Origin of the sequence: Flavobacterium sp. FlaQc-52, from assembly GCF_044007495.1 — a bacterium.
GTDB classification, from domain to species: Bacteria; Bacteroidota; Bacteroidia; order Flavobacteriales; family Flavobacteriaceae; genus Flavobacterium; species Flavobacterium cupriresistens.
The window spans coordinates 507,666-524,318 of the sequence record NZ_JBIPCV010000002.1; the positions used below are offsets into that span (position 1 = coordinate 507,666).

Here is a 16,653-nt window from a genome sequence, read left to right on the forward strand (position 1 = left end):
ATTTATATTTGCTCAACAAATTTATATATAATCGATGTTTAAAGAAATAACTTTTTTTTTCTTTTTTATTATCCAGCTCAATGCTCAGGATGGTAATCAGAATGTTGTAAGTTCTGAATTAAATACGAGTGGAACTTCTTACTTAGTTAAAGATTATCCGCAAGGTGTTTATCCTACATTCGATGATCTTCTTCAAAAGAAGGGGATAAATATGGGGGACGCTATAGAAAGAAGACCTATTGTTGGTTATCAAAAAAATTCTCTTGCTAAAGATGTTGTTGCTGATCAGGTTTACTTTTATTTTAAAAGAGACAGTGTTAGAGTAAGTAATTATGCTGCAATATCTTATAACGGTAGTTTGTATATTCAACAAAGATTAATTAAAAAGCTTGCCTCTAAAAAAGATAAAAATCAAGAAGGTAATGATTTGAATTCTTATCATAGAGTTATAAGTGATGGTAAGTTCTGGTATTTTGAAGGGCCTTATGCAAACATGTGGTCTAAAGCCTTTGCGTATGGAACAGGAGGAGCGGTTGGAATGGTTGTTGGTTCTAATTTGAACAAATTGAAAGGAATTGTATTTAACGTTGAAAAAAAAGAGTTTAATTTCATAAGAGATTGTGAAGGTTTGAATCTTCTTATTGAAGAATATAAAGGAACCAGGATAGAGTGTAGTGATAAGGAGGTGGGTATTTTGGTTGTCCGTGAGAATATCGATAAAATTATTAAGTAATACTGTATTCAATAGTATTTCGGTATAAAAAGAATAAAGCTAAAATTGAAATAAAAAAAATATGATTATAGAGCCTAGAATGAGAGGATTTATTTGTTTGACATCACACCCAAAAGGATGCGAGCAAAATGTTAAGAATCAAATAGAATATATCAAATCAAAAGGACCAATTGCCGGAGCTAAAAAAGTATTGGTTATTGGTGCGTCAACAGGTTTTGGATTAGCTTCCAGAATTACAAGTGCTTTCGGGTCTGATGCGGCTACAATTGGAGTGTTTTTTGAAAAACCACCAGTTGAAGGAAAAACAGCTTCTCCGGGCTGGTACAATTCTGCGGCTTTTGAAACTGAAGCGCATAAAGCAGGTTTATATGCAAAAAGTATCAACGGTGATGCTTTTTCAAATGAAATTAAAAGACAAACTTTAGATTTAATAAAAGCTGATTTAGGACAAGTAGATCTTGTAATTTACAGTTTGGCTTCGCCAGTACGTTTGCACCCTGTAACAGGAGTTTTGCACCGTTCTGTTTTAAAGCCAATCGGACAAACATTCACAAACAAAACAGTTGATTTTCATACCGGAAATGTAACAGAAGTTTCGATTGCACCGGCTAATGACGATGATATCGAAAATACCGTTGCTGTAATGGGTGGTGAAGACTGGACCATGTGGATGGATGCTTTAAAAGAAGAAAATTTATTAGTTGAAGGAGCTACAACAGTTGCTTATTCATATATCGGGCCATCATTAACAGAGGCAGTTTACCGTAAAGGAACGATAGGTCGTGCAAAAGATCATTTAGAAGCTACAGCATTTTCGATCACTGAAAGTTTGAAATCAGTAGGAGGAAAAGCGTATGTATCAGTAAATAAAGCTTTGGTTACTCAGGCAAGTTCTGCAATTCCGGTTATTCCATTGTATATTTCTTTGTTGTATAAAATCATGAAAGAAGAAGGAATTCACGAAGGTTGTATCGAACAAATTCAACGTTTGTTTCAGGACAGATTGTATTCCGGATCAGCAGTTCCAACAGATGATAAAGGAAGAATCAGGATCGACGATTGGGAAATGCGTGAAGATGTTCAGGTAAAAGTGGCTAAACTTTGGTTAGAGGCAACTACAGAATCTTTACCGGGAATTGGAGATTTAGCAGGATACAAAAATGACTTCTTAAATTTATTTGGATTTGAATTTGCAGGAGTTGATTACAAAGCAGATGCAAATGAAGTTGTAAATATTGAAAGTATTAAATAAGTACCGCTTATCATATATAAAACCATCAACCAAAAGTTGATGGTTTTTTTGTGAATATACCATATCTTTGTTGAAATTTTTAAGCTTAAAACAGTTACTACTCTAATACCCCCTATTCCATTATGATTTTTTCTTTAATTATACCCGTGTATAATCGACCAGACGAAGTTGATGAACTTTTAGAAAGTTTATCTAAATCTGATTATAATGAAGCTTTTGAAATTGTTCTTGTTGAAGATGGTTCTTCAATACCATGTAAAGAGGTGGTGATGACCTATCAGGGAAAACTTAATATTTCCTATTATTTCAAAGAGAATTCAGGACCGGGAGATTCAAGGAACTTTGGGATGCAAAAGGCGAGAGGAGATTACTTTATCATTTTTGATTCTGATTGTATTATTCCGCCTCACTATCTGACCGAAGTGCGAAAAGAACTTAATGCTAATTATGTAGACTGTTTTGGAGGACCTGATAAGGCCCTGGATAGCTTTTCTGATATTCAGAAGGCAATCAACTTTGCGATGACTTCTTTTCTTACTACAGGAGGAATTCGTGGGGGGTCTGAGAAAATCACCAAATTTCAGCCAAGAAGTTTTAATATGGGAATTTCGAAGAAAGCTTTTGAAGTTTCAAACGGTTTTGGAAATATTCATCCCGGAGAAGATCCGGATCTATCGATTCGTTTGTGGAATTTAGGTTTTGAAACCAGATTGTTTCCTGATGCATTTGTGTATCACAAACGTAGAATAGACTGGGAAAAGTTCTCGATTCAAGTACATAAGTTTGGAATCGCGAGACCTATTTTGAACAGTTGGTATCCGGAGCACAATAAAATTACTTTTTTCTTTCCGACAGCTTTTATAATCGGCTTGTTAGTAGCTTTTTTATTGTTAATTTTTAATATTGATCTTTTCTTACAAATATATTTTGTATATTTCGTTATTATTTTTCTTACTGCCAGCATTCAGAATAAAAGCATTAAAATAGGGTATTTGTCAGTAATAGCAGTTTGGAAACAGTTCTACGGTTATGGAACCGGGTTCTTGAAATCATTTGTTAAGATTATTCTATTAAAGAAAAAACCGCAAGAGGCGTTTCCTCGTATGTTTTTTAAATTGTAGTATGACAAAAGTTATTGGTTTGACAGGTGGCATTGGAAGTGGTAAAACAACAATCGCGAACTATTTTAAGGAGTTGGGGGTTCCGGTTTATATCGCAGATGACGGAGCCAGAAAAATAATGCAGTCTGAAGTCATTCTAGAACAGATAAAAACGATTTTCGGAAATGCTGTTTTCGAGAATAATGTTTTAAGCAGACCCAAACTGGCTGAGATCGTATTTAAAGATAAGGAGAAGTTAGACCGGTTAAATGCAATTGTGCATCCTGCCGTTAAAGCGGATTTCGAGGCATGGTTATTGCAACATGAAAAGTACGAATATATAATTTACGAAGCCGCAATTTTATTTGAAAGCGGTCGTTATAAAGAATGTGATTTTATAATAACAGTTACTGCCCCGGAAGAAATAAGAATTAAACGGGTTTTAGAACGTGACAATACCACAAGAGAGCATGTTTTAAGCCGCATGAAAATGCAATGGAATGATGAAAAACGCATTTCTGGAAGCAATTTTGTAATTAATAACGAGAATCTTAAAAAAGCTAGAGAAGAAGTTGTTAAAATTCTTAAAATTTTAAATATAAAACAAAATCAGTCTTAAATGTTAATATTTGGTTAATGTATTATTTAGTATATTGTTAAAATATTAATTTTGTTTCGATGAATAAATTATTTTTTAGAATACTTGTTTTACTGATGAGCTTGTCCTTAATTGGGATAATTCTGGTTCAAGTATATTGGTTTAACTCTTCGTTTAAGAACAATGACGAACAGTTTAAGTATCATGTTACTCAGGTAATTGGAAATGTTGCAGACAAGCTTGAGCAGCAGGAAGAGTACAGTTTTTATGACAAATACAACAGAATAAAAGACAGTACCGGTAAAACTCCGAAAAAAGAAGATTTGCTTCAGGTTTATTACGTTCAAAGAAATACAAAAACAAATAAGACTATTATTTATTCTAATACGCTGACCTCTGAGGATTATGATATAAATGGTTCGCTTTTTAATAAAAAATTCAGCAGCGAGCGATTTAAAAATTTCAGTGCAAAACGCGTTACAGAAGTTTACAATAATAATGGTATTGACAATAATTCGTTGAATCAAACTGTTATACCGGATCTTAAAATAGAGAAATCAGGTAGTTTAGACATTTTAAATAAAGTACAACAACAAATTCAGTACAAAGATATTGCTTCTTTAACCCCAATAGAAGGAAGAATTACCGGAGATAAGCTTCAAAAACTATTAAAAAAGGAATTAGAAGAATATGGTGTTAAAACCAAATTTGAATATGGTGTTTTAAATAGTGGCCTGGCAACAAAAGTGAAATCGGAAGGTTTTCATTATGACAAAGACGCAAGTTATCATGTACCTATATATACGGACAATGAAGGAAATAGTAAATATGAATTGTTTATCACCTTCCCACATAAAAAGAAGTTTTTATTATCTGAGTTATTAAGTATTACGATACTATCAATAATTTTTACATTAATTATAATAGTTGCCTATACAAGTGCGTTAAATCAATTAATACGACAAAAGCATATTTCTGAAATCAAAACCGATTTTATAAATAATATGACGCATGAGTTTAAAACTCCGATTGCAACAATAAATTTAGCGCTTGACGCCATTCGGAATCCGAAGATTATTGAAGATAAAGAAAAGGTTTTCCGATATCTTCAGATGATTAGAGATGAAAACAAGAGGATGCATGCACAAGTAGAGAATGTTCTTAGAATCTCTAAATTAGAAAAAAGAGAATTAGATATTTCAAAAGAGCCAACTGCCGTTCACGATATTATTGATGATGCAATTGAGCACGTAAATTTAATTTTAGAAGACAGACAAGGAACTGTTGTGAAGCATTTGAATGCTGCAAGAACAACCTGTCTGATCAATGAAGTTCATTTTACAAACGTTTTGGTAAATATTTTAGAAAACGCAATAAAATATTCGCCAGATATACCTGAAATTGAAATTTTTACAGAAAACGTCAAAGACATGATTCTGATAAAAGTAAAAGATAATGGTTTAGGTATGAGTAAGATAGCTCAGAAAAGAGTTTTTGAGAAATTTTACAGAGAACATACCGGAGACTTACATAATGTAAAGGGACATGGTTTAGGCCTTGCTTATGTAAAAAGAATAGTAGAGGATCACAATGGTCAAGTATATGTTGAAAGCGAAAAAGGAAAAGGTAGCACCTTTATAATAAAAATACCATTAATAAATTAAAATATGGAAAATAATAACAAAAGAATACTTTTAGTAGAAGATGACCTTAATTTTGGGGCAGTTCTTAAAGATTATCTAATGTTAAATGACTTTGAAGTTACTTTAGCTAAAAACGGTATGGAAGGTTTCGAAAAATTCAAGAAAGATGTATATGATTTATGTATTCTTGATGTAATGATGCCGTATAAAGATGGTTATACCTTAGCAAAAGAAATTAGAGAGAAAAACAGCGAAGTGCCAATTATCTTCTTAACAGCAAAATCAATGAAAGAGGATGTGTTAAAAGGATACAAAGCAGGTGCTGATGATTACTTAAATAAACCTTTTGATTCAGAAGTTTTATTGATGAAAATCAAAGCCATTATCCAAAGAAAATCTGCGGATACAAAAGCAGAACAAGTGCAGTTTGAGTTTAATATTGGTAAATTCCACTTAAACTCTAAACTTAGATTCTTAACTTTTGAAAATGATGAAGCAATTAAATTATCTCCAAAAGAGAACGAATTGCTTAAGATGCTTATTCTTCATGAAAATGATTTGATGCCAAGAGAATTAGCGTTAACTAAAATCTGGAGAGACGATAACTATTTTACTTCAAGAAGTATGGACGTTTATATCGCTAAACTTAGAAAATATCTAAAAGCAGATGAAGATGTTGAGATCTTAAACATTCACGGAGAAGGTTTCAGATTAGTTGTTAAAAGCAAAATTGCTGAATAAGTAGATTCACCTTATCGAAAATAAATGGAAGCTCTGAGAAATCAGAGCTTTTTTTATGATGTATCGGTAAAACCTTTGGAGGAATCTGAGACTTGCCTTGCAAGTTAGAGAAAGAACTTTTGATCTGTTCGGCACTGACGAGGGCGTTCCGCGCGCGGACTTAAGTCAATTAAATGAGCAAACGTTACTACTGTTCCCGTTTTGTGTTCTTTCGACGAAGGAGAGGTTTTCGTTTACAAGCTCGTATTTATGGAGTTTCTTACGGAGATTTCTCCTTCGTCGAAAGGACAAATGGGGCGTGCTATTTTAAATAAAGGGGGGGCGTAAACCACTTTGCAACTTTTGATCTGAATTTCACCAATTGGCACGAATTATTTTTTTGCCACTGATTAAAAGGATTTACACAGATTTTGTAAATCATTTAATCCTTTAATCTGTGGCTTTCTTTGCTCATAGGTCTGTAAAGTTAGCAACTCTTTGTCAAAGTTGTAAACCCACTTTCTTGAAATCTGTGACAAAAAAAACGCACACAGGTTAAATGGATTAAAAGAATTTGATTTCAGATTCTGATTTAGTTGTATTTTATTTCCAGTTAACTTGTAAGGCAAAACAGATTTTATCTTTTTTGGTAATGCTAAAAGTGGAATCAATTTCCGTTTCGCTTTCATGAATAACAACAGCATCATTTAGCGATAACTCTTTCATGAAATTCATTTCAAAACTGGCGATTTCCTGCTTTAAAATTTTGTTTGGATCAACGTGGTCTAAACACCATTCCAGATATTTTACATTGTTGGCGTGATTTACAATATCTAAATCAGATAAGTAAACGGTTTTTTCAAATACAGACTCTTTTTCCGGATTGACATTTATTTTAGAGAAACCTTCTACAGTTGCTCTGTTTTCAGGAAATAATTCAAAATGTTGGTAGGGTAACGCTAAGGCTTCGGGACGACGGGCTTTGGTGTTGAATACGGCCCAGAATGTTTCACTTCCAACAATCTTTTTACCATTAACATATATTTCCAGTGCACGAACAGAACGTGAATTCTCAAGACTGTTTATCCATGTTTTTACCGTTACGGTATCCTGCCATTTTGGTAAAGCGGTTACTTCAACACGCATTCGGCTTAATACCCAGGCCTGATCAAATTCCTGCATATCAGCAAAACTAATGCCTCCAACTTCTGAGTGTGCCGCAGCGGTTAGTTGCAGAAGGTTACACAAATCAGTATATTTTAAATAACCGTTTGGGGTGCATTGTGTAAAATTAATTTCCCATTCTTTGCTTAAAACGGAAGTGAAATTTGGAGATATAGGCATTTTTTAATTTTAAATTTATGACTTTAGATTTTAGATTGAATGTACTTGATGATTTCGCTTTTTGGAGTAGCATAATCAAACCATTTGGTACTTTCATTTCGTTTGAACCAGGTCAATTGACGTTTGGAAAAACGACGCGTGTTTTTCTTGATTTCTTCAATCGCAAAGGCAAGCGTGAATTCTTTGTCAAAATAACTAAATAATTCTCTGTAACCGACCGTTTGAAGTGCATTTAACGCTTTATTAGGATAAAGTCTTTCGGCTTCTGTAAGTAAACCTTCCTGTATCATTATATTAACACGTTGATTGATACGATCGTAAATAACAGCTCTGTCGGCTTCTAAACCAATTAAGATCGGAGTGAAGTTTCGGTTGCCTTTTTTCTGATTCAGGAAAGAAGAATAGGGTTTTCCGGTTCCTAGGCAAACCTCTGTAAAACGCATCATACGCTGTGGATTTTGTAGCGTTTGTGGGTTTTCCAGGTTTATTTTTTGATAATAATCAGGGTCCAGCTTTTTTAGTTGTTCTTGCAGGTAGTTGATTCCGAGTTTTTCATAATTGGAATTTACTTCGGATCTGATTTCGGGATCAATTTCCGGAAATTCATCAAAACCTTTTAAAACGGCATCGACATATAAACCTGAACCACCAATTAAAATGGCGAAATCATTTTCCTGAAACAACTGCTCCAGTTTAATCAGTGCTTCTTTTTCGTAGTCACCAACTGTGTAATTTTCGAAAATAGATTTATTTTGAATGAAATGGTGTGTTGCAGCTTGTAGTTCTTCTTCGTTCGGTACCGCAGTACCAATAGTCATTTCTTTAAAAAACTGACGACTGTCGCAAGAAAGGATCTCGCATTTGAAATGTTGCGCCAAAGCAATGCTTAAGGCAGTTTTGCCTATAGCAGTTGGTCCGACGATGGTAATTAAATATTTCATATTTTTTGGTCCGGTGGAGAATCAAAATCCGGAGTTATAATTTATTTAGTATAAAAGAACAGCAGTTGAGATCTTCTTTTTCTTCGGCAAAGATACTAATAGAGTCGTTAACTGTTGTGTTGGAATGGTGGTATTGATTAAGTCTTTTGTAATTCGGTTCCGCATTCATGACAATATTTTGCACTGTCAAAGTGTACTTGTGCATTGCATTTTTTACACGTATTTTTTGTACTGACAGCGTTGCCTCTCAGGCTGCTTTTTGCAAATTCAGCAGTAACAATTCCTGTGGGAACAGCAATAATTCCGTACCCCATAATCATAACCAGAGACGCTAAAAACTGTCCTAAAGGTGTTGCCGGTGATATATCGCCATATCCAACCGTAGTCAAAGTTACTATTGCCCAATAGATACCTACAGGGATGCTTGTAAAGCCGCTTTCACGTCCTTCTACGACATACATTAAAGCACCGATAATTACAGCGCTAATGATGACAAAATAGATAAAAACAAGGATTTTTTCTTTACTCGCCTGCAAAGCTTCTTTTAACTGAAAAGACTGATGCGAAATTTGGGGTATATGCAGAATTTTGAATAATCTGAGAAACCTCAATATTCTTACGATCGTCAGTATATTGGTAGCAGGAAAAAAAATCGACATGTACATGGGTAAAATAGCGAGTAAGTCGATTATGCCATAAAAACTAAAAACATAACGTAATGGTTTTTGAATGGCTATGATGCGTAAAATGTATTCAATGGAAAAGAACACAGTGATAATCCATTCGCAGATAAGCAGTTGTGAGTGGTATTTACTATTGATTCCTTCCACGGTATCCAGCATAACCAAAATAACACTTAGAAGAATCAAACCGAGCAGTACCAAATCAAACATGCGTCCCCAAAAGGTGTTTGTTCCGTAGAGAATGATTTTTGTTTGCTCTCTAAAAACCTCGTATTTTGATTTAGGTGTTGTCATTTCTACGAAGATACGTAAAGTTTGTAAGTATTAGAAATATAGGATTTTTAACGTCTTGCTTCTACGAATGTCGTTTTGAATTATATTTTTCACATCACGGTTATTTTGCATCGGAATAAGAATATTCTTCAGGATTTCGATGTTTGTAATTTGATAATTCAGATCATAATAGGCATATCCCTTGTAAATTCCGTTTTCGATCAGGACAGCGCTTCGTTCGTTTACGTTTCGGCCTTTGTCAATCAAGATCATGCTTTTGTTTTCGAAGCTGTTTTCAGATATGAATTGTTGCACTCTGGCATTGTATACTTCGGGAGTTACTTCACCAAGGCAAGCGCCATCGCATTCTTTTATTTTGTATTGAAAACACTCTTTTTTACTTTGATACAATCCGGTCAGTTTCTGACATAAATGGTATTTTGTCGTAAATCTGAAAAGAGCATTTTTACCTTCTTGCAAAGAGGCAAAGGAGGTGATTTCTTTTTTGCGGCCGTCCGCTTTTTCAAGTCTGAGATTGATATAACCGTTTGCATCTTTTTCGGCATATAAAGCGTACTGAAAAAGCGTTTTTCGTTGCGAGCGGTTGTATCTTGGTCGGTTTATTTTTATTTCTTCGCTTTCTTTTAAAAGTGCGATTAATTCGCTTCCGGTCTCGTCGTAAGTTATGGTAAAAGCTTCCGCTTGTATTTTTTTACTTTTAGTTGTAATTCCGGTAAAATGCTGGTTGATTCGTTTTTTTATGTTTTGACTTTTACCAATATAAATCAGGGTACCACTTTCGTTATGAATGTAGTACACGCCGGTTTTGCTTGGCATTTGTCTTAGAAGATCCAGTAATTTTGGCGCAATTCCTTTTTCGACTTCAAGTTTTATGAAATCTTTGACAATTGTTTTTTCCAAATCTTTTTCCAAGAGCATTTTGAACAATTTTACAGTTGCCATGGCGTCTCCGCTGGCGCGATGTCTGTCTGCCATTGGTATTCCAAGTGCCCGAACTAACTTTCCTAGACTATAAGAAGTTTGTTCCGGTATTAGTTTTTTGGAAAGCTCAACGGTACAAAGTGTTCTGGCTTCGAAATCATATCCTAAGCGACGAAATTCTGTTCGCAGTATTCGGTAATCAAAAGAAGCGTTGTGGGCTACAATGATACAGTCAGAAGTGATTTCGATGATTCTTTTGGCAATTTCAAAAAATTTGGGAGCTGAACGCAGCATAGCATTGTTAATTCCGGTTAATTTAACCACAAAAGGCTGAATCGGAATTTCAGGATTAACGAGGCTAATGAATTGGTCAATTACCTCATGGCCATCAAATTTATAAATGGCGATTTCGGTAATTCCTTCTTCGTTAAACTGGCCTCCAGTTGTTTCTATGTCTAGTATTGCGTACAAATTTTAGTTTTCAGTGTCAGTATTCAGTTTTCAAATCGGGTTATTAACGCCCTCCAAAAATGCTGCTGCCAATACGGACCATTGTACTGCCGCATTCGATAGCAAGTTGGTAATCGCCCGACATTCCCATTGAAATGGTTGAAATGGAGGTAGAGATGCACTGCTGTGCATCTCTACTATGTGCACCTCTGCGTAACGAATCAAAAATATATTTTAAATATATAAATTCTTTTCTTATTTGGTTTTGATTTTCTGTAAAAGTTGCCATTCCCATTAATCCAAGAATTCTAATGTGCTGCATCTCTTTGAATTCGGTAGAAGAGAGGAGTGCATTTAATTCGTTTTCATCAAGACCAAATTTGGTTTCTTCTTCGGCAATATGCATTTGTAACAGGCAATCAATGACTCTGTTGTTCTTTGCTGCCTGTTTGTTGATTTCCTGTAATAGTTTTAAGCTGTCAACTCCATGAATCAAACTTACAAACGGCGCCATAAATTTAACTTTATTCGTCTGCACATGTCCGATCATATGCCATTGGATGTCTTTTGGCATTTGTTCCCATTTGTCTGCCATTTCCTGGATTTTGTTTTCTCCAAAAATGCGCTGACCGGCTTCGTAAGCTTCCATTAAGTCTGAAACGGGCTTAGTTTTAGAAACAGCAACTAGTGTTATGTTTTCCGGCAATGTAGCTTTTATCGAATTTAAGTTTGATGCTATTGACATTTATTAGTTTAATTTTTTAGAAGATTGAATTTTACAAAAATTGCTTCGAAATTTTCTCTGCTTTTTTGCTTTCACTATAATCATAAAAACCTTCACCGGATTTCACACCCAATTTTCGGGCACGTACCATATTTACTAATAACGGACAAGGAGCGTATTTTGGATTTTTGAAACCTTCGTACATTACATTTAAAATGGCAAGACAAACATCAAGACCAATAAAATCAGCTAGTTGAAGAGGTCCCATTGGGTGTCCCATTCCTAATTTCATTACCGTGTCAATTTCATAAACTCCTGCAACTTTGTTGTATAAGGTTTCGATGGCTTCGTTTAACATAGGCATTAAAATTCTATTTGCCACAAAACCCGGGTAATCGTTTACTTCAACAGGCGTTTTACCTAATTTCTCAGATAAATCCATGATGGTTTTTGTTACTTCATCGCTGGTATTGTATCCACGAATGATTTCTACCAACTTCATGATGGGCACCGGATTCATAAAGTGCATTCCGATAACACGTTCGGGGTGTGATACCACAGCTCCGATTTGTGTAATTGAAATAGACGAAGTATTGGTGGCTAAGATGGTGTTGTGTGAACAGGCTTCGTTTAATTGTTTGAAAATATTCAATTTTAATTCAACATTTTCGGTAGCCGCTTCCACTACTAAATCAACGCCGACAACACCGTCTTTGATGTCTGTATAGGTAATAATATTGGTAATCGTTTTAGCAACCTCTTCAGGAGTAATAGTCCCTTTTGCTTGCATTCTATCAAGATTGGCAGCAATAGTTGCCATTCCTTTGTCTAATGATTTTTCTGAAACATCAATTAGTTTTACAACAAAACCACTTTGTGCAAAAGTATGAGCAATTCCGTTGCCCATTGTTCCTGCACCAATTACAGCTATAGTTTTCATTTAATTTCGTATTTAAATTTTAAAAAGTTAAGGTTTAAAGCGGCTTTATTTCCAACTTTAAACCTTAAATGATTAGGTTAGTTATATTTTGTACTATTTGTCAAAGCATTCAATAATCTGATAGGCTACACGTAATGCATCGGTAGCTTGTTCCAGTGTTACTACGGGCGTGGTATCTGTACTGATCGCATTGGCGAAAGATTCCAGTTCGTCTAAAATGGCGTTGTTTTGCTCGACATCAGGATTGGTGAAATAAATTTGCTTTTTTACACCTTCGGCATTTTGCAGAATCATATCAAAATCTCCCGGAACTTCAGGAGCGTCTTTCATGCGGACTACTTCACATTTTTTCTCCAAGAAATCAACTGAAATGTAGGCATCTCTTTGAAAAAAACGTGTTTTACGCATGTTTTTCATTGAAATTCGGCTTGCTGTTAAGTTGGCAACACAGCCATTTTCAAATTCAATTCGGGCATTGGCAATATCCGGAGTTTCGCTAATTACAGAAACGCCACTTGCATTGATGTTTTTTACTTTTGAATTTACAACGCTTAAAATAGCATCAATATCGTGAATCATCAAATCCAGAACCACCGGAACATCTGTACCACGCGGATTGAATTCGGCCAAACGATGTGTTTCTATAAACATCGGATTTTCGATCATATTTTTGGTCGCAATAAACGCCGGATTAAAGCGCTCCACGTGACCTACTTGCCCTTTTACATTGTATTCTTTTGCTAAAGCGATAATTTCTTCCGCTTCTTCAACTGTATTGGCAATAGGTTTTTCTATAAAGATATGTTTTCCTGATTTGATGGCGACCTTGGCACATTTGTAATGCGATAATGTTGGTGTTACAATATCGATTACATCAACAGCATGGATTAATTTTGCAATAGTACTGAAGTTAGTGTAGCCAAATTCTTTTGAAATTCGTTCGGCATTCTCTTGATTTTCGTCGTAAAATCCAACTAATTCGTACTTGTCAGATTGTTGTAATAAACGTAAATGTATTTTACCCAGATGACCAGCACCTAAAACTCCCACTTTTAACATGATAATGTATTTTAAACAAAAATATAATTTATTTCGTTAAAAGTAAAAGTTAATGTATTAAAGATTTAGCGATTTATTCATTAAATGTACATTTTAGTTTTTTCTATACTTTTATAAGTTTTAAATGGTTAACAGTAAAGTCTTTAGTGTTCGCTAAAGAAATAGATTACTAAAACGAGTAGGAAGGCAGTTCCTAAAAATTGTAAGTAACGTTTTTCTACTTTAGGATTTCTTTTTTTATTGAGGACACAGGTGGCTGAATAGGTATCATGCAGATTTTTTCCGACTAAGAAAGAAAGACTTTCAAGAGGAATTAATCGATATAAACTTCGTTTTAAAAGCACCGGGAAAGTAGGGGAGTTTCCTTCGTTGTCAGTTACATAACAATCGGTTAAGAATTTTGCCGGTGTAGTTTTGTAGATGGATTCAAATTCGAAAAATAATAAATAACAGCGCCTGTTAGAAAGGAGAGGTAAAAAAATAAATTGACAAGCCCGAGAGAGATGGTGCTGTATTCTAGCTTTCCTGCAATTTGGTGTCTGGGAATGTAAATACTCAATCCCGAGAATGTATAGGGACGAACAGAAAAGAGCAGTAGGTCCATAATTGCAGAAAGGCTTTCAAAATCAAGAAACACAAAAATAAAGGAACCAATTATACCTAACACAGACAAAAACAAAGAAAGAGCGAGTATAATTTTTTTTCATAAAATATTAGTATTCATAAGGATTAGGTCTTTAATCAAGAATAGAGATTAATTGGTTGAAAAGTAGTTGAGAATTGATGATTTGTTTTCTTATTTTTGCCAAAAATAAACAGACCCATTTTGAAAGACACTGCCAAACATCAAGGACTTCGTAATCAGTTAGTAAGCACTTTAGAACAGAAAGGAATAACCGATAAAGCAGTTTTGGAAGCGATTAAAAAAATTCCAAGACACCTTTTTCTTAATTCCAGTTTTGAAGATTATGCTTATCAGGACAAAGCATTTCCTATAGGGGCAGGGCAAACTATTTCACAGCCTTATACGGTTGCTTTTCAATCACAGTTATTAGAAGTTAAAAAGGAACATAAAATTCTGGAAATCGGTACAGGATCAGGATATCAAACCGCTGTTTTATGTATGTTGGGAGCCAAAGTTTTTAGTGTAGAAAGACAAAATGAGTTGTTTAAAACGACTTCAAATTTATTTCCGAAATTGAACATTCGCCCTAAACATTTATCTTTTGGAGATGGTTATAAAGGATTGCCAAATTTTGCTCCGTTTGATAGCATTATTGTAACGGCCGGTGCTCCGTTTATTCCGCAACCACTTATGGCACAGTTAAAAATAGGAGGAAGATTGGTTATTCCGTTGGGAGAAGATGTTCAGATTATGACTTTATTGATTCGTAAAAATGAAACACAATTTGAAAAACATGAGTTTGGAGAATTTAGATTTGTACCTTTATTAGAAGATAAAAATTAAAAGAGAAGCCCGTTTAAGCGGGCTTTTATTTTGAAATCAATTCAATAGCGCGAACGAGGTTTTCTTTTTCAATTCGGAGGATATAATTAGTGAAAATTGAAGTGTCTTTTGTCTGTTGACTGTGCTCCAAAACGGATACATATTCAGCAATGTTTTCTTCATTACTATCAGTACCTGCATAAACGTAATTGTGCTGCAATAAGATCCAATTGAGTGTTAAGCTGGCCATTTGCAGGTTTCCGTGTTCAAAAGGACTGATGCTCGTTATTTTTAAATGAGTTTCAGCAGCCAGAACTAGTGGATGCAGGGTGTTTTTATGAGTATCATGCCAATTAAAAAGTAAATTTATTTCACGTGCCGTAATTGCATCGTTTTTATATTTTCCGGAATTTTCGGGTTTGATTCCTTTGAAGAGTAGGCTGTGTATCGCAAGAAATTCCTTTTCGTTTAAAGGTGTTTTTTTCTGAATCAAAGCTTTAATGTAGGATATGGTTTCCTGTAAATTAATGGCTTCAAGTTGTTCCTGCATGCTTTTACCGGCAATTGTCAATCCTTCGTTAATGATAGACTTTGTTTCTTCTAATGTTAGTGAGTTTCCGTTGAAACGGATGCTTTTAAAAATAAAATCTAACTCCAGGGCTCTCGAAATTTGCCGTGTTTCGAAAGGATTAAAGGATTGAATTTGATTTTTCAGGATTTCAATTTCATCTAAAGAGACTTGAAGGGAAGATAAAATAACAGAGTTAATTTCTTTTCTGTTGTTCTGAATTTCCTGTTCGGCAAGTAATAAAGCTTTGAGGGCGAATTCTTCGTTCTCAATTTCGTAAAGTATTTTTTCTTTTAGCCACGCCACCATTATGGTTTCGTAATCAATCTCCAGTAGTTGGGATAGTTTAGAAACTTGTTCTTTGGTTGGTCTTCGTGTTCCACTTTCAAATTTGCTTATCAAAGCCTGATCAATGCTTAAAATTTGAGCTACTTCACGTGTTTTTAGCCCTTTTTGTTCTCGGGCATTTTTAAGAAGTGTTTTCATTAGCAAGGTTGGTATGTGTCTTGACAAATTTAGTCATTCGTTTAAAAACAAAAAAGGCAATATCAGAAATATTGCCTTTTTAAGTATTGTTTTGTGACTTTTATTTTGGAGGTAAAGAGCCGTCTTTTCTCATTTCTTTTACAGCAGCCTGCATGATTGCGTCTACAGTTTGTCCTAAATCGGTAACATACTCCGATTTTGTAGTTCCGGTCCAGATTAGTTTGTTGTCTTTTAGGGAGAAAATATTGGTTTCAACCATATAAGAAGTAGTTTCCTGATAGTAACCCGGATCGTAGAAATTTGGAGAGTACATACCGTACCAATTTCCAAAACCATACCCGTACATGCCGGTGTACATACCGTCAAAACCTCCGTAATACATTCCGGTATAAGTTCCAGGAACATAACTGGTTTCTTTTTCTTTGCTTACTAAACGCATTGTTATAACACCATCAAAATTTTCGTCTTGTAAAATTTTTAGTTGCTGTTCTTTGGTTAAATGTAAGTTGGTACCATTCATGTATTGGTACGAAGTTTTAAAGATGGGATTGCTGGCTGCAATTCTGTTTTCTGTAGTTCTTCTCGAAGCCTCATCTTTTACTAAAGCAACAACCAGAACTTTTTTAAAGTGCTCCTGAGCAACGGTAATTTTTGGGTCTCTCCAGCTACTCACAATTACAGTATTACTGCTGCAACTTGCAAGAAATAAAATAACTAATAAAGATAAGTATTTTCTCATATTTTATAATT

General features: G+C 34.6%; 16 protein-coding genes. 7 read left to right on the plus strand and 9 right to left on the minus strand.

All coding sequences use genetic code 11. The features are described 5' to 3' along the window. The first annotated feature begins 34 nt into the window (after positions 1 to 34). From ACHRV5_RS05920 to ACHRV5_RS05945, 6 genes are all read left to right on the plus strand, one after another. A complete protein-coding gene (locus tag ACHRV5_RS05920; protein ID WP_395426099.1) occupies positions 35 to 733 on the plus strand; it encodes a hypothetical protein in 699 nt (232 codons plus the stop codon). Positions 734 to 794: 61 nt separating this feature from the next. Continuing rightward, positions 795 to 1,985 carry an enoyl-ACP reductase FabV gene (fabV, locus tag ACHRV5_RS05925; RefSeq protein ID WP_395426100.1) on the plus strand — a complete coding sequence of 397 codons (1,191 nt, stop codon included), beginning with the start codon at positions 795 to 797 and terminating at the stop codon, positions 1,983 to 1,985. Positions 1,986 to 2,107: 122 nt separating this feature from the next. Continuing rightward, the gene (locus ACHRV5_RS05930) at positions 2,108 to 3,106 is read left to right on the plus strand and encodes a glycosyltransferase family 2 protein (protein ID WP_230001707.1); all 999 of its coding nucleotides are present in this window, start codon (positions 2,108 to 2,110) and stop codon (positions 3,104 to 3,106) included. Between the two features lies 1 nt (position 3,107). Beyond that, entirely contained in the window at positions 3,108 to 3,704 is a 597-nt protein-coding gene (gene coaE, locus ACHRV5_RS05935; protein ID WP_395426101.1) for a dephospho-CoA kinase, read from the plus strand. A 59-nt stretch (positions 3,705 to 3,763) separates the two neighbouring features. Beyond that, positions 3,764 to 5,347: a sensor histidine kinase KdpD gene (locus tag ACHRV5_RS05940; protein WP_047779289.1), complete on the plus strand. Its 1,584-nt coding sequence runs from the start codon at positions 3,764 to 3,766 to the stop codon at positions 5,345 to 5,347. Between the two features lie 3 nt (positions 5,348 to 5,350). Next, a complete protein-coding gene (locus ACHRV5_RS05945) occupies positions 5,351 to 6,067 on the plus strand; it encodes a response regulator transcription factor (RefSeq protein ID WP_047779290.1) in 717 nt (238 codons plus the stop codon). 582 nt (positions 6,068 to 6,649) lie between these two features. Here the strand turns inward: ACHRV5_RS05945 and ACHRV5_RS05950 are convergent. The 7 genes from ACHRV5_RS05950 to ACHRV5_RS05980 all read right to left on the minus strand — a co-directional run bounded on the left by ACHRV5_RS05950 (position 6,650) and on the right by ACHRV5_RS05980 (position 13,402). Next, positions 6,650 to 7,390 carry an acyl-[acyl-carrier-protein] thioesterase gene (locus tag ACHRV5_RS05950; protein ID WP_395426102.1) on the minus strand — a complete coding sequence of 247 codons (741 nt, stop codon included), beginning with the start codon at positions 7,388 to 7,390 and terminating at the stop codon, positions 6,650 to 6,652. 23 nt (positions 7,391 to 7,413) lie between these two features. Next, positions 7,414 to 8,331 (minus strand): tRNA (adenosine(37)-N6)-dimethylallyltransferase MiaA, encoded by a 918-nt coding sequence (gene miaA / locus ACHRV5_RS05955; protein ID WP_395426103.1) that lies wholly within the window; start codon positions 8,329 to 8,331, stop codon positions 7,414 to 7,416. A gap of 137 nt (positions 8,332 to 8,468) precedes the next feature. Then, the gene (locus tag ACHRV5_RS05960; protein WP_047776327.1) at positions 8,469 to 9,308 is read right to left on the minus strand and encodes an ion transporter; all 840 of its coding nucleotides are present in this window, start codon (positions 9,306 to 9,308) and stop codon (positions 8,469 to 8,471) included. Between the two features lie 30 nt (positions 9,309 to 9,338). Then, positions 9,339 to 10,700: an exonuclease domain-containing protein gene (locus ACHRV5_RS05965; protein WP_047776329.1), complete on the minus strand. Its 1,362-nt coding sequence runs from the start codon at positions 10,698 to 10,700 to the stop codon at positions 9,339 to 9,341. 43 nt (positions 10,701 to 10,743) lie between these two features. Then, a complete protein-coding gene (locus ACHRV5_RS05970; protein ID WP_395426104.1) occupies positions 10,744 to 11,424 on the minus strand; it encodes a YggS family pyridoxal phosphate-dependent enzyme in 681 nt (226 codons plus the stop codon). Positions 11,425 to 11,455: 31 nt separating this feature from the next. Then, a complete protein-coding gene (locus ACHRV5_RS05975) occupies positions 11,456 to 12,343 on the minus strand; it encodes a 3-hydroxyacyl-CoA dehydrogenase family protein (protein ID WP_395426105.1) in 888 nt (295 codons plus the stop codon). Between the two features lie 93 nt (positions 12,344 to 12,436). Continuing rightward, positions 12,437 to 13,402, minus strand: coding sequence for a Gfo/Idh/MocA family protein (locus tag ACHRV5_RS05980; protein ID WP_047776338.1), 966 nt, complete (start codon positions 13,400 to 13,402; stop codon positions 12,437 to 12,439). A gap of 826 nt (positions 13,403 to 14,228) precedes the next feature. Here ACHRV5_RS05980 and ACHRV5_RS05985 point away from each other — a divergent pair. Continuing rightward, positions 14,229 to 14,870 (plus strand): protein-L-isoaspartate(D-aspartate) O-methyltransferase, encoded by a 642-nt coding sequence (locus tag ACHRV5_RS05985; RefSeq protein ID WP_047776342.1) that lies wholly within the window; start codon positions 14,229 to 14,231, stop codon positions 14,868 to 14,870. Between the two features lie 25 nt (positions 14,871 to 14,895). Here the strand turns inward: ACHRV5_RS05985 and ACHRV5_RS05990 are convergent, their stop codons facing one another. Together ACHRV5_RS05990 and ACHRV5_RS05995 are read right to left on the minus strand one after the other, a co-directional pair. Next, positions 14,896 to 15,903 carry a helix-turn-helix domain-containing protein gene (locus ACHRV5_RS05990; protein WP_395426106.1) on the minus strand — a complete coding sequence of 336 codons (1,008 nt, stop codon included), beginning with the start codon at positions 15,901 to 15,903 and terminating at the stop codon, positions 14,896 to 14,898. A gap of 100 nt (positions 15,904 to 16,003) precedes the next feature. Then, positions 16,004 to 16,642, minus strand: a complete 639-nt coding sequence (locus tag ACHRV5_RS05995) for a hypothetical protein (protein WP_395426107.1) — start codon at positions 16,640 to 16,642, stop codon at positions 16,004 to 16,006. Between the last annotated feature and the right edge of the window lie 11 nt (positions 16,643 to 16,653).

Excerpts from the sequence above, each read along its gene's own strand:
- ACHRV5_RS05920 (WP_395426099.1), top strand. The coding sequence starts at position 35 with ATGTTTAAAGAAATAACTTTTTTTTTCTTTTTTATTATCCAGCTCAAT.
- fabV (WP_395426100.1), top strand. The coding sequence starts at position 795 with ATGATTATAGAGCCTAGAATGAGAGGATTTATTTGTTTGACATCACAC.
- ACHRV5_RS05930 (WP_230001707.1), top strand. The coding sequence starts at position 2,108 with ATGATTTTTTCTTTAATTATACCCGTGTATAATCGACCAGACGAAGTT.
- coaE (WP_395426101.1), top strand. The coding sequence starts at position 3,108 with ATGACAAAAGTTATTGGTTTGACAGGTGGCATTGGAAGTGGTAAAACA.
- ACHRV5_RS05940 (WP_047779289.1), top strand. The coding sequence starts at position 3,764 with ATGAATAAATTATTTTTTAGAATACTTGTTTTACTGATGAGCTTGTCC.
- ACHRV5_RS05945 (WP_047779290.1), top strand. The coding sequence starts at position 5,351 with ATGGAAAATAATAACAAAAGAATACTTTTAGTAGAAGATGACCTTAAT.
- ACHRV5_RS05950 (WP_395426102.1), bottom strand. The coding sequence starts at position 7,390 with ATGCCTATATCTCCAAATTTCACTTCCGTTTTAAGCAAAGAATGGGAA.
- miaA (WP_395426103.1), bottom strand. The coding sequence starts at position 8,331 with ATGAAATATTTAATTACCATCGTCGGACCAACTGCTATAGGCAAAACT.
- ACHRV5_RS05960 (WP_047776327.1), bottom strand. The coding sequence starts at position 9,308 with ATGACAACACCTAAATCAAAATACGAGGTTTTTAGAGAGCAAACAAAA.
- ACHRV5_RS05970 (WP_395426104.1), bottom strand. The coding sequence starts at position 11,424 with ATGTCAATAGCATCAAACTTAAATTCGATAAAAGCTACATTGCCGGAA.
- ACHRV5_RS05975 (WP_395426105.1), bottom strand. The coding sequence starts at position 12,343 with ATGAAAACTATAGCTGTAATTGGTGCAGGAACAATGGGCAACGGAATT.
- ACHRV5_RS05980 (WP_047776338.1), bottom strand. The coding sequence starts at position 13,402 with ATGTTAAAAGTGGGAGTTTTAGGTGCTGGTCATCTGGGTAAAATACAT.
- ACHRV5_RS05990 (WP_395426106.1), bottom strand. The coding sequence starts at position 15,903 with ATGAAAACACTTCTTAAAAATGCCCGAGAACAAAAAGGGCTAAAAACA.
- ACHRV5_RS05995 (WP_395426107.1), bottom strand. The coding sequence starts at position 16,642 with ATGAGAAAATACTTATCTTTATTAGTTATTTTATTTCTTGCAAGTTGC.